General features: G+C 36.9%; 6 protein-coding genes. All 6 read left to right on the forward strand.

The features are described from left to right. Positions 1–80: 80 nt before the first annotated feature. The gene (locus ABEG11_RS15290; protein ID WP_348825045.1) at positions 81–221 is read left to right on the forward strand and encodes a hypothetical protein; all 141 of its coding nucleotides are present in this window, start codon (positions 81–83) and stop codon (positions 219–221) included. A 58-nt stretch (positions 222–279) separates the two neighbouring features. After that, complete coding sequence (locus tag ABEG11_RS15295) at positions 280–6,558, forward strand: P-loop NTPase family protein (protein WP_348825046.1); 6,279 nt, start codon at positions 280–282, stop codon at positions 6,556–6,558. Continuing rightward, positions 6,515–7,240, forward strand: coding sequence for a hypothetical protein (locus ABEG11_RS15300; protein WP_348825047.1), 726 nt, complete (start codon positions 6,515–6,517; stop codon positions 7,238–7,240). Before ABEG11_RS15295 ends, ABEG11_RS15300 begins: the two co-directional genes overlap by 44 nt. A gap of 118 nt (positions 7,241–7,358) precedes the next feature. After that, entirely contained in the window at positions 7,359–8,783 is a 1,425-nt protein-coding gene (locus ABEG11_RS15305; protein ID WP_348825048.1) for a hypothetical protein, read from the forward strand. A 522-nt stretch (positions 8,784–9,305) separates the two neighbouring features. Further along, entirely contained in the window at positions 9,306–10,541 is a 1,236-nt protein-coding gene (locus ABEG11_RS15310; protein WP_348825049.1) for an exonuclease SbcCD subunit D, read from the forward strand. A gap of 1 nt (position 10,542) precedes the next feature. Then, positions 10,543–14,280: an AAA family ATPase gene (locus ABEG11_RS15315; protein WP_348825050.1), complete on the forward strand. Its 3,738-nt coding sequence runs from the start codon at positions 10,543–10,545 to the stop codon at positions 14,278–14,280. The last annotated feature ends 16 nt before the right edge of the window (positions 14,281–14,296 follow it).

A 14,296-nucleotide genomic window follows, 5' to 3' on the forward strand; every position in this document is an offset into this window, starting at 1 on the left:
CACTTGATTCCAATGCATTTTATAAATAATAATCTAATTGCAATTGGTTGATTTTTATTAAAATAAATGAATTTTTAAAAATGGATTGGTTACTAATTTGTACTGGTCAATTAAAACTGGAAAGAGATGGTCAGTTGAACCGTTTTTTCCACATTACTGCTGAAACTTATTATTCCTTTGCAGATGAAGGCGCTTTTTGGCGCCTTTATTATTTAGATTAAAAAGAAGGTGCTATATTAGTCACGGTTATCGTTTTTCTTACATTAAAAAATAAAAATAATGTCTAATGATTTAGTAGCTTATTCAAGAGCCGGTGATGTATTTCACTACAGATGGGCAGCAAGACGCTGCTTAAGACTCATTTATCCTAATACTTCTCTTCGTTCCATAGTGATTGAAGGGTCTAAGGAAAATAAAAAGGAAGGAGAATATGTCATAGATGTTTCCGAATACTACGATTTGCAGGATGATAATAAGCGGATCAAGTATTATCAGCTCAAGCATACGACGGTACAGAAAGACAGCCCTTTTACCTTAAGTGATCTGAAAGATACCATCGAAGGCTTTTCAAAAAGATATAACCAGCATAAGGAAGAGACTGATGCTCCTGCTGACATTTCATTTATTTTGGTCACCAATAGGCCTGTGCAGAAATTTTTTAAAAATAAGATTCTTTTATTGGCAGAAGGTAAACCTGTTTCAACGGGATTTCTTAAAACGATTACTGCTTATACAGGACTCACCTCCGATGAATTATCGCGGTTTTGCGGATTTTTAGATTTTAAGGACGGCGAGGGGGATTATGACAGTCAGAAAGACGAACTCAGATTTGAAATTTCGCATCTTATAGCAGGAAGTGTTGATAATGCGCAGATCGAAAATATCGTTGCACTGGTGCAGGAAAAAATCTTGCCCAAGTCTAACAGAGTAATTAACCGTGAAGATATTTTAAAACGTTTTAACATATTCTCAGAAAGAGATTTATTTCCGGCTCCTGCAATATGGGAAGAAACGGCAGAAGTTATTGTAAGGCAACAGTATGGGGAGCTTATAGAAAGCATTTCACTTTCTAATTATCCTGTTATTGTGCACGCTCCGGGGGGTGTTGGAAAGTCTATGTTCTGCAGGCAGCTATCCGCCTCCCTACCTTTAAACTCAATCGCTGTGGCTTACGACTGCTTTGGCGCGGGACAATATAGGAATCGCAGCGAACCGCGGCACAGACATCGTGATGCTTTGGTTCAGATAGCCAACGAACTTGCCGTAAAGGGGCTTTGCGATCCTTTGATCGTTCAGGATACATCTCAGGACAGCGATATCATGCGAAAATTTTTATGGAGGTTAGAGGCATCCGTAAAAAACTTAAGACAAACAGATAATTCTGCTTTGTTATTTATTTTAATTGATGCAGCTGATAATGCAGAAATGGCAGCGCAGGAATACAGCACGCCATGTTTTGCCAATGAGCTTTTGCGTGAAAATATACCCGAGGGAAGCAGGCTCATTTTATTATGTAGAACCGAACGTATTGATCTCCTGAAGCCTAATTCAAAAATCGGAAGAATTGAATTAAAACCGTTTTCAAAAAAAGAGTCCTTGCTGAATTTAAGAAGATGGTTTGAAGATGCTGACGAGAAAGATGGCGAAGAATTTCACAGGCTGACAAGCGGGAATCCCCGTGTGCAGGCTAATGCATTGAGCGTTAAGGTAACTAGCGTACTGGAACTTCTAGGCAGGCTTGGGCCTTTGGGAACGACAGTTGAGCAGCAGATCGAACAGCAGCTGCATTCTGCTGTGTCTGCACTGAAGGATTCTCTATCAATTTCTTTTCAGGGGCAGATAGATGCAGTATGTTTAGGTCTGGCAAGCCTGCCGCCTCATATCCCTGTAAAAATTTTAGCAGAAGCTGCAGGAGTTTCCATTGAGACAATTAAAAGCTTTACAGCTGATATTGGAAGATCTTTATGGCTCTCTGATGAATCGGTGCAGTTCAGGGATGAGCCTTCGGAGACCTGGTTCAGGAAAACTTTTTTAGCAGAAAAGAAAAATTTTGAAACTTACATCAAGCTTTTGGAGCCTTTGGCAGGCGATTTTACCTATGTGTCAGAAGTGCTGCCGCATCTTTATCTCCAAGCAGGGCAGTATGAAAAATTAATTGAAACCGCTCTCTCGGATAGTTATCTGCCACAGGATAATCCTATTGATGCCAGAAGCGTCAGAATTTATCGCCTTCAGTTTGCTTTTAGGGCTGCAGTGCGTGAAACAAAATACAAAGATGCGGTAAAAATAGCGCTACGTGCAGGAGAGGAAATGGCAGGGAACCAAAGGCAGATCAGTCTTTTTCATGGCAATATTGATCTTCTGACCGCTTTACAGGACAAACAGAAAGTTCAGGACATCGCTTTTAAAAGATTGCTAAGCGGAGCATGGAACGGTTCGGAGAATATCTATACTGCGTCCTTGCTCTCAGGAATAGATGAATATAAAGGAGAAGCCAGAGGGTATTTGAGAGCTGCTGTAAACTGGATGGGGATCTACTTTGATGAATTAAAAAAAAGTGAGGATGATCATTCTCAGAATGAGGTTACCGACGGGAATGTCCTGGAAATGGCATCTGCCTATTTTAATATTTACGGAGTAAAGGACTGTATCGGTTTTTTAAACCGTTTCACCTCAAAACTTTTTGTTTTCAACGTACTTGGTAATCTAGCAAGAAGACTTATAGATGCGGGAAATTTTACAGCTGTGGAAGAAATGTTGCAAGTTAGCATCGGTGAACCCTACTATATTACGGCTATTACCAGCGAACTTGTAAGCACAGGCCATTTTCCTGAGAAAGAACACCTTGAGGACTGCCTGGAATTATTTGTTAAGGCAAGGACGAGAATCAAAATTCCCAAGCACTATTATCAAAATGAAAACCTTAACGGAGCAATACTTTCATTTGTAGAGGCATGTTTGTATAGAAAACTGCCCAAGTCAAAACTCTTAAAAGTACTACAGCATTATATTCCTGAGAAAGCGACTAGAATGGTTTATGACGGACATCAATGGCATGAGCGCAATTTCTATTTAAAGGCGTTGGCAGTTAGAATGATACTTCAACAGAAATCAGATCTGGATTTCGACAGTATTCTGCCAGATGACCTTGCAGAGAAAAAGAAAAAGAATCAATATGACCGGGATAATGAAATCAAGAAATTCAGGGAAGTAATAGGCGGTTTGTTCCCATGGTATCATCTGCGGGCTTTAATATTAAGCGGACAGGAGTTTGATTTTGAAACTCAGGTAGGAAAGACAGATGAAAATTCAAAAAAGGCAAGAACAGGCAGGTACAGTTCCCACGATACCCTTCCGAATGAGATTGCCTCACAGCAGTCTTCTATTCTGAGGCTTTACAGCAAAGGAAAAAAAGAGGAGATTCAATTATTTTATGAGACTTATTTAAGGAACAATAAATTTTTATGGATTCCGGACGACCTGGACAATGTAAGGGCTGCCTTCAGGCTCGAGCATCTGGACTTCCTGAAACAAGAACTCGAGCAGCATGCATATAAAAAGATTAAGAATATTACCGATGGTCAGCCGGATACTGCCGCCGAAAGATATATCAGCCTAGCTCGTGCAGTGCTAAACACAGCACCGGATGATGCAGCTGTTTATTTTGAAGAGGCGGTAGATATAGTTTCTAAATTCGGGGATGAAATAGTCAGAAGATGGGAAGCTGTTGTGTCGCTTGCAGAACGGTCATGCAGTTCAAAGAGTAGTTCAGGCTTACTTGCTTATCGTTTTATACGCTGTGCGGAAGTGGTTGGAGAATATGTCGACCGTGAAAAACACTGGGATAGAAGCGAGGCAATTGCGGTGTGTGCCAGAATGTCAAGCGGTACTGCTATTGCAGCATTAAGCAGATGGAGAGACAGGAACATAGGAAGATTTGAGTATCAGCTCGAAGCATTGTCGGTCGAATTAGTGGAGTCTGAGATTATATCTCCTGCAACGGGCTGGGCGCTTACAAGATTCTTATCCTATCATCAACATGGTGAATTCCTTTCACTATGCCTTCGAAAAGAGCCAAACGCAAAAATAAAAGATAAGATATTTGCCGATTCGGTCAGATTGCTGCAGTCAGTTGGCACCAGTCCCGAATTCTGGGAGAGAATCAAGCAGATCGGGTATGATGAGAATATTAAAAATGACATAGTAGAAAAAATTTCGGCATACCATGAAAAGAATAAAAAAGAACCGGTAATAGACATTGAAAAGAGACCTATTGCTGATGCCAGCCAAAACGGCAATGATGTTGCATGGGACGATGTATTTGAAGCCTGGGATATTTTTGAGCTCGGACATTTTCAAAAGTGCCTTGAATCATTTTATTCTTTATCAGATAAACGTTTTTACAGAAATATTGAATCATTCTGGGAACAAATTGTACAGAGACTGGGTGAAAAGTCGATTTGGAAGTTTATTGAAATACTGCTGTCTTCTGAATTAAGTCACTATGAAATCAAAAGATTTTTTCAATCGCTTCCTGATGCCTGGAAAAATAAAATAAGTTATAAAAAAAAATGGCCGTCTCTTATCAGAGAATTAGGTAAAAAATATGCGCATGAACTGACTTCTCCATATTCAATTAAATATTTTATTGAAGAATTTAATTTCGATAACGCTGAAATTGATAAACTCAAGGAAGGAATATTTGAAGGACTTGCCGGCACATACGAGTTCTCTGATGCTGAAACATTTTTTGGATTTGTGGATATGACTGCGCCCTTAATTGTACCTGACGAAGCGGCTGAACTTCTTGATTTTGCCTTGTTCAGGTTTGAGCTTCATATTGAACAGGATTTTGGCGATGGAGTATGGAGTGAATGGCTGGCTGTTTCCGGAAATGTACACCATCAGATAGCAGGTTTTATCTGGTCGGCGCTTGGTTCTCCAAGCTCTGCTGAGCGCTGGAATGCAGCCCACTGCGTAAGAATGATGGCAGAATTTAACTGTATGGAGATCATTGAAGCGCTTTTTAAATGGATGCAGCACGATAAAACGGATGCTTTTGGAAGTGCTGATTTTCCTTTTTATAATCTTCATGCACGATTATATCTGCTGATTGCCTCGTCGCGGATCTCTCTTGACAGAGCCGTTCTGCTGGCTCCTTTTAAGGACTTATTTGTTCAGCATGCCCTTGGCGAGCCCCATGCACTTATCCAAAAATTTGCAGCAGATACGGCAATAAATCTAGCTTCTTTTTGTGAAGATATTTATGATATCGAGACATTGGAAAAAATAAAAATGACGGGTAAAAGTAAAATGCCTGTGATAAAAATGAATTACAATGATACAGTTGACAGCTATTGGCATGTTAAGAATGAAATTACTACTGAGTACGACTTTTATTTCGGATACGATTTTGACAGATACTGGTTTGATCCTCTTGGTGATGTTTTCGGAATATCGGGCAAACAGGCAGAAGATATTGCTGCTGATGTAATTATAAAACAATGGGGATTAGATAAGCAAAACGGCTGGAAGAATGATCCTCGTGCAGATCTTTGGAGTAGATATTCTGATGAAAGAGAAACATGGCATGATCACAGCAGTTATCCAAGAACAGATAATCTTGATTTTTATCTCTCTTATCATTCTATGATGGCAGCGGCAGCAAAACTTCTGGAAAAAATGCCGGTGGTTTCAAAAGATCAATGGACGGACAATGAATGGGATGAATGGATATCAAGACATCTGCTCACTAGTGCCGATGGGAAATGGCTGTCTGATTATCGAGGCGCGGTACCCTTGGAAAGACCGGAATGGATTTCTTTGAGTAAGAGTGAGAACTGGAGAGATGATATATCGGAAGAATGTTTTTATAAAGCTCTAAGAACTGAAGACTCTAATGGTGATCTATGGATTAATGTGCGAGGCAGGTGGGAAGAAAAACATTCTGAGAGAACCGAGAAAGTTTCAATTGCTTCGGCATTGGTTTCCAGAAATGCATCTGATGCATTAATGAGGGCACTGCAGACCTGCAGTGATCCAGACGATTTTAAACTTCCCGATTATGAAGAGAAGAGGATGGAAATAAGTTCTAATCCGTTTGAGCTTAAAGGGTGGATTAATAAAGATTATGGATCTAAAAGATTAGATGAACACGATCCTTATGCGGAGAATGTCGATTATCCTCCCTATATGATTGGTGGAGATATTTCCGAAAAACTGAATTTGTCTGCAGGAAATGATGGAAAATTATGGTATCTGCCGCTTTCGTCTGATCCTGATTTGGAATGCGAAATATGGAGTACTTATAGTATGGAGAGGGATGAAACACCAGACCAGTCAGGCAGCAGGATAAAAGCCTCAATAAAGTTTTTGAAAGAGCTGTGCTCAGTTTTTAATTGTGATCTAATATTGGAGGTAAGTATTAAAAGGGATATTACCTATAAATATCGAAGCCGGGAAGAAAAGTATGAATATTCAAAACCAGTAAATAAACTATTTATATTGTCATCAGATGGAGAACTTAGAACAACAACAGCAAATCATAAACCTTGGTAAACTATTTGTCAAAGAGCTTAACCTAGAGCCAGGAGTGGATACTTTTTCCCGATGGATGGCTCATTATATTGCCGAAAAAATAACTATAGCAGAGCTGTCTGAGGCAAATATAAAAAAGGAAGCGGAAAAAGAGTGTTTTGATACTATTTTAAAGTTATGGCAGCACCGACAGTCTATTCCTTCGGGAAGAAGGCCGCTTGAGAGTTTTGAGCCCATTTTTGAAGCATTGTCTAAATTAAATCCCGAGAAAGAACAGCCCTATTTTTACCTGCCAGACAATAACAGGGATGAAAAAGAGCCATCAGCAGCCGATTTGGATGATAAAGCAGAAGTAGAGAAGTGGATTAAAATTATTGAAACTGTGGATAAGACCGCCAGAATATGGATTGAGTATGCCTTAGGCAGAGCAGCTTCTAGAGCAAAAGATGAAAAAACAAAAGTATGGATAGATGCCGCATCAAAGCTCCCTGATAGTACAGATGTAGATATAATAGATACTTTGCTTGATGAGATCCCTCTTTTTGATTATGAAGATGATAAAGATGAATTTTCAAAAAAATATGATATTGAAAGATTAAAAAAACGAATTTCAGAACTTTTAAAATATAATGAGTTAAATGCACTATTATTAACCGAATATCAAAATGAATTAAACAGGCTGGAAAAGCAAGTAGCTAATTAAAAATCAGAATAGCTTTCCAATTTTGTTTTAACATTTTAATCATATGAGCAAATATATAGTTTGAATTGCGCATGTTTAGTTCAGAATCCTATAACTAAAAAATATTTTTTAAATTTAGATGTCAATCAATCAGCTTATGGAAAAATATGAAAATATAAAAGAAGAACCAATTGAAGTTGATTTGACTGCTGTAATTGATTTCCTTTCGGAGTTTAAAAGAATAAAGAAAGGAAAAATAATTTCAAAATACGATACTATTGATAATCTCGATATTGAGTTTTTTAATACCGAAGACTGTATTGAATATAAAACCTCTCCTCTAAATAAGATAGATCAAAAGATTGAATACATTGGTTTTGGTTTACTTGATCCATTTGAAATTTTAGTTGACGATAGAAGATTTCAATTATTTAAAGGAGCAAAGTCTGCAAGATTTAAGCTGTCTGAATTTGAAATGAATGGGGAAATAAAAGAAATAGAATCTAACCTCTTGAACAGCAGAGGTTACTATAGAGCGATATTTACCATTGATGGATTTACAAAAATTCCCAGTAATTATTTTTGTACAAAACCTTTCAAAATAAAACAGAATATTAGAGCGGCAGGGTACTTGGAAATAAATATTGGCAATTATAGTTTGGGGTTGTTTGATTATCAAATAGAAAAGCAGAATTATTTGATTCTTGATTGTTGCAATGAATTGAATATTAATGAGTTTCGAAAATTGGTAGAAAGCGTAATATATTCTTTTGCATTAATAAGTGGAAGCTTAGTCAAGGACACTCAGTATATTTTGAAATTTAAGGATGCGGATTTTAGTAAAGTTGAAGGATTTTCATTTAAAAAAAGTAATGAAAGTGTTATCACAAATAAAGAACTTTATAATTATAGGGAATACAAGGCTTATTCTGGAACCGATGGATTGTTTTTTTTTCCAAGAAAAATATTTTCAAATTTAGCGCAATCCTGTCATAACAATGACATTTTGTTGCGTGCAGTTAGGATCATTTGCCAATCAAGAAATCTTTCAGTGGAGATTGAAGCGGCTGCTATTTTTGTAGCATTAGAAACCGTAAAAGGAATTGTGATAAAGGAAAATAGTGAAAAGATAACTCCATTCAAAGATCCTAAATTTGCTGACCAAATATTAAAGGAATTTAAGATTAAAATTGATTCTCTTGATGAGAGCAATTTTAATAATAAAATTTCAGTCATAAATAAATTAGACAGCATAAATCAAGTAGGAAATAACGAAAGTTTCAAGCTGGCTTTTGAATTGGTCGGTTTTGAATTAAACAAAAGTGATTTGAAATGCATAAGCATGAGAAACCGTTTTTTACATGGCAACATGCCTTATGATGACAAAAATGAAGATGTCAGAATGAAAGAGCTTATCAAAATCAGTCTTAATGCCCATTTTCTTACCTGCTGCTTAATCCTGAAATATGTAGGATTTAATGGTGTTGTCAAAAATTTTCTCAAATACTTGGATTTGATAAATTGTATGGATGAAGTCGATGAAGAATTATTTAGGCATATATAAACTGCAAATTCCAATGCCATTGATCATCTTATTCCAATTTGTAGTGACCATTGAATTCCAAATCATTTTATAAGCATCAATTCAGTTGTAATGTTTTGATTTTAAGTGTGATAAATGCATGTTTAAAAACGAACTAATTACAAATTTGTACTGGTCAATTAAAACTGGAATGGGTGGTCAGTTTGACCATTTTTTCCACTCTGACATATAAATAAGCATTTTTCATAACAAAAATTGTGTAGTGATTACTTTATTTATTTTTATTAGGGAGTATGTCTACGTATCTCATTTGCATATTATATATTTACGAAAATAATAAGGTTTTGGATAAATTAACAGCTAGATATTAGTGAAATTAATTATAAATAAATTGGTATAAATACGTGGTGGTTGATTTTTGTGAATCGATATATTTGAAAGGAGAATATGGTTTTCCGTAAAAAAGATTCATATTAAAGAATGATATTTGAATTATCTTACATATGTAATTCAAAAGTGTACTGACTAAAAGCAAAGTAAAATATGAAGATTCTCCATACTGCAGATTGGCATATTGGCCAATTGTTTCACGAATACGACCGTACTTACGAACACCAACAGTTTTTAAATTGGCTTGTTGATACTTTGCAAACAGAACAAATAGATGTTTTACTCATTAGTGGAGATGTTTTTGACATTTCCAACCCATCCGCATCATCGATAAAAATGTTTTATTCTTTTCTAAACAAAGCCACTAAAGCAATTCCTGATCTACAGATCGTTATTACGGCAGGTAATCACGATTCCGCATCACGTTTAGAAGCTCCAAAACCATTATTGGAATCTTCTAATGTACATATTATAGGCTTGGTTGAAAAAGATGGAGAAGGCAATATAGACTACCAAAAGCTACTTGTTCCTATTCATGATGATTCAAAAAATGTAAAAATATGGTGTCTTGCGATTCCCTTTTTGCGCATGGGCGACTATCCAACTATATTAAATTGTGCAAATCCTTATACTGAAGGAGTAACTGCATTATATAAAGATGCATTTGAATATGCTAGTTTGAAAAAGCAAGATGGACAAACTATTATAGCTATGGGGCATTTGCATACTCATTACGCCGAAGTAAGCGATTTGGATAAAACAGAAAGGCTTATTATGGGAGGTGTAGAATGTATTCCGGCTACTGCATTTCATCAAGATATTAAATATGTAGCACTGGGGCATATTCATAAAGCACAGAGAATTGGTGGAAAAGAACACATTCGGTATTCGGGAAGCCCATTACCAATGTCTTTTTCTGAATTAAATTATAAGCATCAGATTATCGTTTTTGAACTAGACGAAGAAATCAGCGAGCTAAAATCGATAGAAATTCCATTATCTGTTCCACTTCAAAGAATTCCACAAACTCCTCTGCCATTGCATGAAGTAATTGGATTACTAGATAATCTGCCAATTATGGATAATAATCTACAAACAGTTCCTTTTCTGGAAGTAAGAATACTACTCGACGGACCTGAACCAGCTTTGCGACATAAATTAGAGACGGCATTAGCAGGAAAGAGAGTTAGGCTTGCTAAAATTGATGTAAAATATCCAGCATCAACCCTGGAAGCAGCAGAATTTATTACACCAGATGAACTTAGCGAACTACAGCCTATTGATGTATTTGGTAAAGTATATCAATCTAGGTACAATATTGATGTCCCTAATGATATTCTGCAACTTTTTAAACAAGTCGCAGAAGAAATAAACCAAATAGCCGAATAAAATGAAGATATTAGCTATACGCATAAAAAACTTGGCTTCCTTAGAAGGAAATACTGAGATTGACTTTACTGTTGAGCCACTTTGTTCGGCAGGAATTTTTGCCATTACCGGAGCTACAGGAGCGGGAAAGTCTACAATTTTAGACGCACTATGCCTTGCCTTGTATGGTAAAACTCCCAGATATCTACAAGCAAAAGAAACAGGAATAGATATTTTTGACGTGCAGGGAAGCACACTTAGTCAGGGAGACGTTCGTAGTATCTTGCGGGACGGAACGGCAGAAGGGTCTGCTGAGGTAGATTTTATAGGTATTGATGGGCAGCATTATCGTGCAACTTGGAGCGTACGACGTGCAAGAAATAAAGCAGAAGGCAGTATGCAGGCTGATTTGATTACGCTAAAAAACATTACTTCCAATGTAGATATCCCTGGCAAAAAGCAAGAAACTTTGAATGAGATTGCACGATTAGTTGGTTTAAATTTCGAACAATTTACGAGATCAGTATTGCTGGCACAAGGTGATTTTACTGCCTTTATGAAAGCCAGTAAGGACGAGAAATCTTCCTTACTCGAAAAATTGACGGGAACTCATATCTATTCCGAAATTTCAAAAAAAATATTTGAAAAATATAAAGTGGAAGAACAGCAGCTTCGGGATCTTAATTTCCGAAAAGAAGGTGTTGTTATCTTAACTGATGAAGAACAAAAAACTTTAGTGGAGGAACAAGGTAGCTTGGAAATTCAAATTAAAAGTTTAGAAAAAGAAATAGAAATTCTAGCAGCTGAAATTACCTGGCAGGAACAGCTTTCCCAGTTACAAACCAATCATCAGAATGCTCTAACTACATTACAAAGTGCAAATCAAATAAAAATAAATGCTCTTCCACGCAGACAAAAACTGATCGTTACCGAGTTGGTTCAACAAACCAGAAGCTGGGTAGATGCCTTGAAGCACGCACAAAATCAGCATACCGAAAAAACTGCCAACTTAGTTGCTTTAAAAGAAACTATTAAGTCACTCGAGCAAAAAAAAGAAACGTTGGATAATCAGATTGAAGCTTCAGGAATTGCGTTGATTGCAAATAATAAAGCATTGAACGATGCCCTGCCACTTTTAGAACAAGTCAAAAAACTTGATACGCTGCTTGCTGAAAAAAGGGAGCAATTGGAAAAAGCCAAACAAGAAGTAGAATATGCCACAGCTACTGTAAATCAACAACAAAAGGTTCTGACGGAGAAACAGACAGAATTCTTCGAGATTTCCACTCAAATTAAAGTGATAACGGATTGGAAGACAGAAAATAAAGAACGTAGCCCAATTGCTGAAAATAAAGATATTATTCTATCCAAATTGCAAGATGCTCAAAAGCTGTTGGAAATTTTTCAATCTTCAACTAAGGCGCTGAATCAATTGCAAGATCTGATCAAAACAGACGAAACTAAAAAACTTGAAATCGAGTCTAATTTGGAAAAAAAAGATTTGGATTGGGAAAATTTAAAGAAAAGCTATACTGTTAAAGCTAAAGAACTGCTCTTAATTCCCATCGAAACTTTGCAGTTGGATAAGATTGCGATAGATAATACGGTTGAAAATGCAATAAAAGCACAAGCACATTGGTCATTACTTTACAATGCGTTAATTGAATTAGATATTTTAAAGCATAAGCAAGTTAAAGATCAGTCTGATTACCAAACAAATCAGCAAACCTTACAACAGCTTGCCCAGCAACAGCTTGTAGAAAATGCACAAAAAGAAACTGCCGCCCAACTATTACAGCAAGCCCGTTTGGCATCTGCCGAAAATGTTGAATCACTTAGAAAGGGATTGATTGATAGTGAACCTTGTCCGGTTTGTGGCAGCACTGATCACCCTTATGCAGACCATAATCCGTATTTGGAAAACGTATTGAGTGTATTGACAGATGCTTATAATGAAAAAGAACTTATTTACCTGAACAGTTTCCGTAAACATAATGCTTTAGAACAAGCATTTCAAACTTTACAGCAAACTATTCAGAACCAGGAAGAAGCGATCAAGACAAAACAATCGGAGCTAGAAAACAAGAAGCAAGTCTGGGAGCAATTTGATATTGCTAAAGAAAGTCTCACACTTTCCGATGCAAAAAAGGCCGACTGGATTGAGGAAAACTTGCGAGCACTTAAAACAAAACAAGCCGATTTATTCGCAAAAATACAAGCACACGCCATCCAAAAGCAACAACTGGAAACAGATAAAAATAAAATCGACGCGTTAAAAGAAATCGTTGAAGGACTTGCTAATCAGGTTAAAGATCTGAAGAGCAAACTATCACTATACCAAGAACAACTAAGCAGTAAAACTACAGAACGCGACAAAGCAACTTCCGATCTTATCGGAGTACAAAAGTTGCTTTCCCCTTATTTTATAACCTCAGACTGGATGGATAACTGGAAAGCGACTCCAATTGTATTTACGGAAAGTATTGCAGATTTTGCACAAGCTTGGAAAGAATACACCGAAAAACTGGAGCAATATGCCCGTCAAAAAAGTGGACTTGAAGCAACTTTGAAAGAATTGAAAAGCCAATCTCAAAATCTTGAAGCAGAGCTTACTAAAAAGATCGCAACATATACTACTCAATATCAAAATTATCAGGTTCTCAATCAAGATCGTACCAATCTTTTTGAAGGAAAACCAGCAGAGCAAGTGGAATTAGAGTTGAAACAATCTACAGTGGAGGCGCAACATCGATTGGATCAGTTTAAAGAAATGCTGCAACAACTGAGTATTGATTTGACAAAAGCCAATACCCAAAGGGAAGAATTGGACAACACCTTAGCCACATTAGAAACTGATGCAACAACAGCGTCCCATAAAATAGGAAACTGGCTGAGGGATTTCAATCATAAGAGCGATCAGTTATTAACTATAGAAACGCTTTATAAACTGCTGGCCTTACATAACAATTGGATAGAAACCGAACGTAATGCGTTGAAATTCATTGAGGAAGATGTAATAAAAGCAACTTCTATCCTTGCTGAAAGGAAACAATCGCTGGATGTTCATCAACAAATAGCATTATCGGAACGTCCATTGGATCAATTGAATGAGTTGATTACAATTAAAAAAACCGATGCAGAACAACAAAAGCAGAAAAAGGGCGAGATTGGTTTTAAATTACAACAAAACGAAACTAACAAAGCCCAAATAGACGGTTTACTCAATAGCATTGCAAAACAGGCTTCTATAACAGAAAATTGGAGTAAATTAAACGAAATTATAGGCTCTGCCGATGGTAAAAAATTTCGCCAAATTGCACAGGAATATACGCTCGATGTTCTCCTTGGCTATGCCAACATTCATCTTCAGGTACTGACTAGTAGATACAAAATTGAACGTATTCCAGCTACACTTGGCTTACAGGTAGTGGATCAGGATATGGGCGATGAAGTTCGTACGGTCTATTCGCTTTCTGGTGGAGAATCTTTTCTAGTATCACTTGCTCTAGCCTTAGGTCTGGCTTCTTTATCATCCAGTCGTATGAAAGTAGAATCTTTATTTATTGATGAAGGTTTTGGTTCATTAGATCCTACTACACTCAATATCGCCATGGATGCTTTAGAACGATTACACAATCAGGGGCGTAAAGTGGGTGTGATTTCCCATGTACAGGAAATGACGGAAAGGATTCCTGTACAGATTAAAGTGAGTAAGCAGCAGAGTGGGAAGAGTTTGGTAGGAATTGAAAATATTTTTTAAAATTAATAACAGAATA

The organism is Flavobacterium aestuarii (assembly GCF_040049115.1).
Taxonomy (GTDB): domain Bacteria; phylum Bacteroidota; class Bacteroidia; order Flavobacteriales; family Flavobacteriaceae; genus Flavobacterium; species Flavobacterium aestuarii.

What these genes read in the sequence shown, in the direction of transcription:
- ABEG11_RS15290 (WP_348825045.1), top strand. Translation starts at nt 81, where the DNA reads ATGGATTGGTTACTAATTTGTACTGGTCAATTAAAACTGGAAAGAGAT.
- ABEG11_RS15295 (WP_348825046.1), top strand. Translation starts at nt 280, where the DNA reads ATGTCTAATGATTTAGTAGCTTATTCAAGAGCCGGTGATGTATTTCAC.
- ABEG11_RS15300 (WP_348825047.1), top strand. Translation starts at nt 6,515, where the DNA reads ATGGAGAACTTAGAACAACAACAGCAAATCATAAACCTTGGTAAACTA.
- ABEG11_RS15305 (WP_348825048.1), top strand. Translation starts at nt 7,359, where the DNA reads ATGTCAATCAATCAGCTTATGGAAAAATATGAAAATATAAAAGAAGAA.
- ABEG11_RS15310 (WP_348825049.1), top strand. Translation starts at nt 9,306, where the DNA reads ATGAAGATTCTCCATACTGCAGATTGGCATATTGGCCAATTGTTTCAC.
- ABEG11_RS15315 (WP_348825050.1), top strand. Translation starts at nt 10,543, where the DNA reads ATGAAGATATTAGCTATACGCATAAAAAACTTGGCTTCCTTAGAAGGA.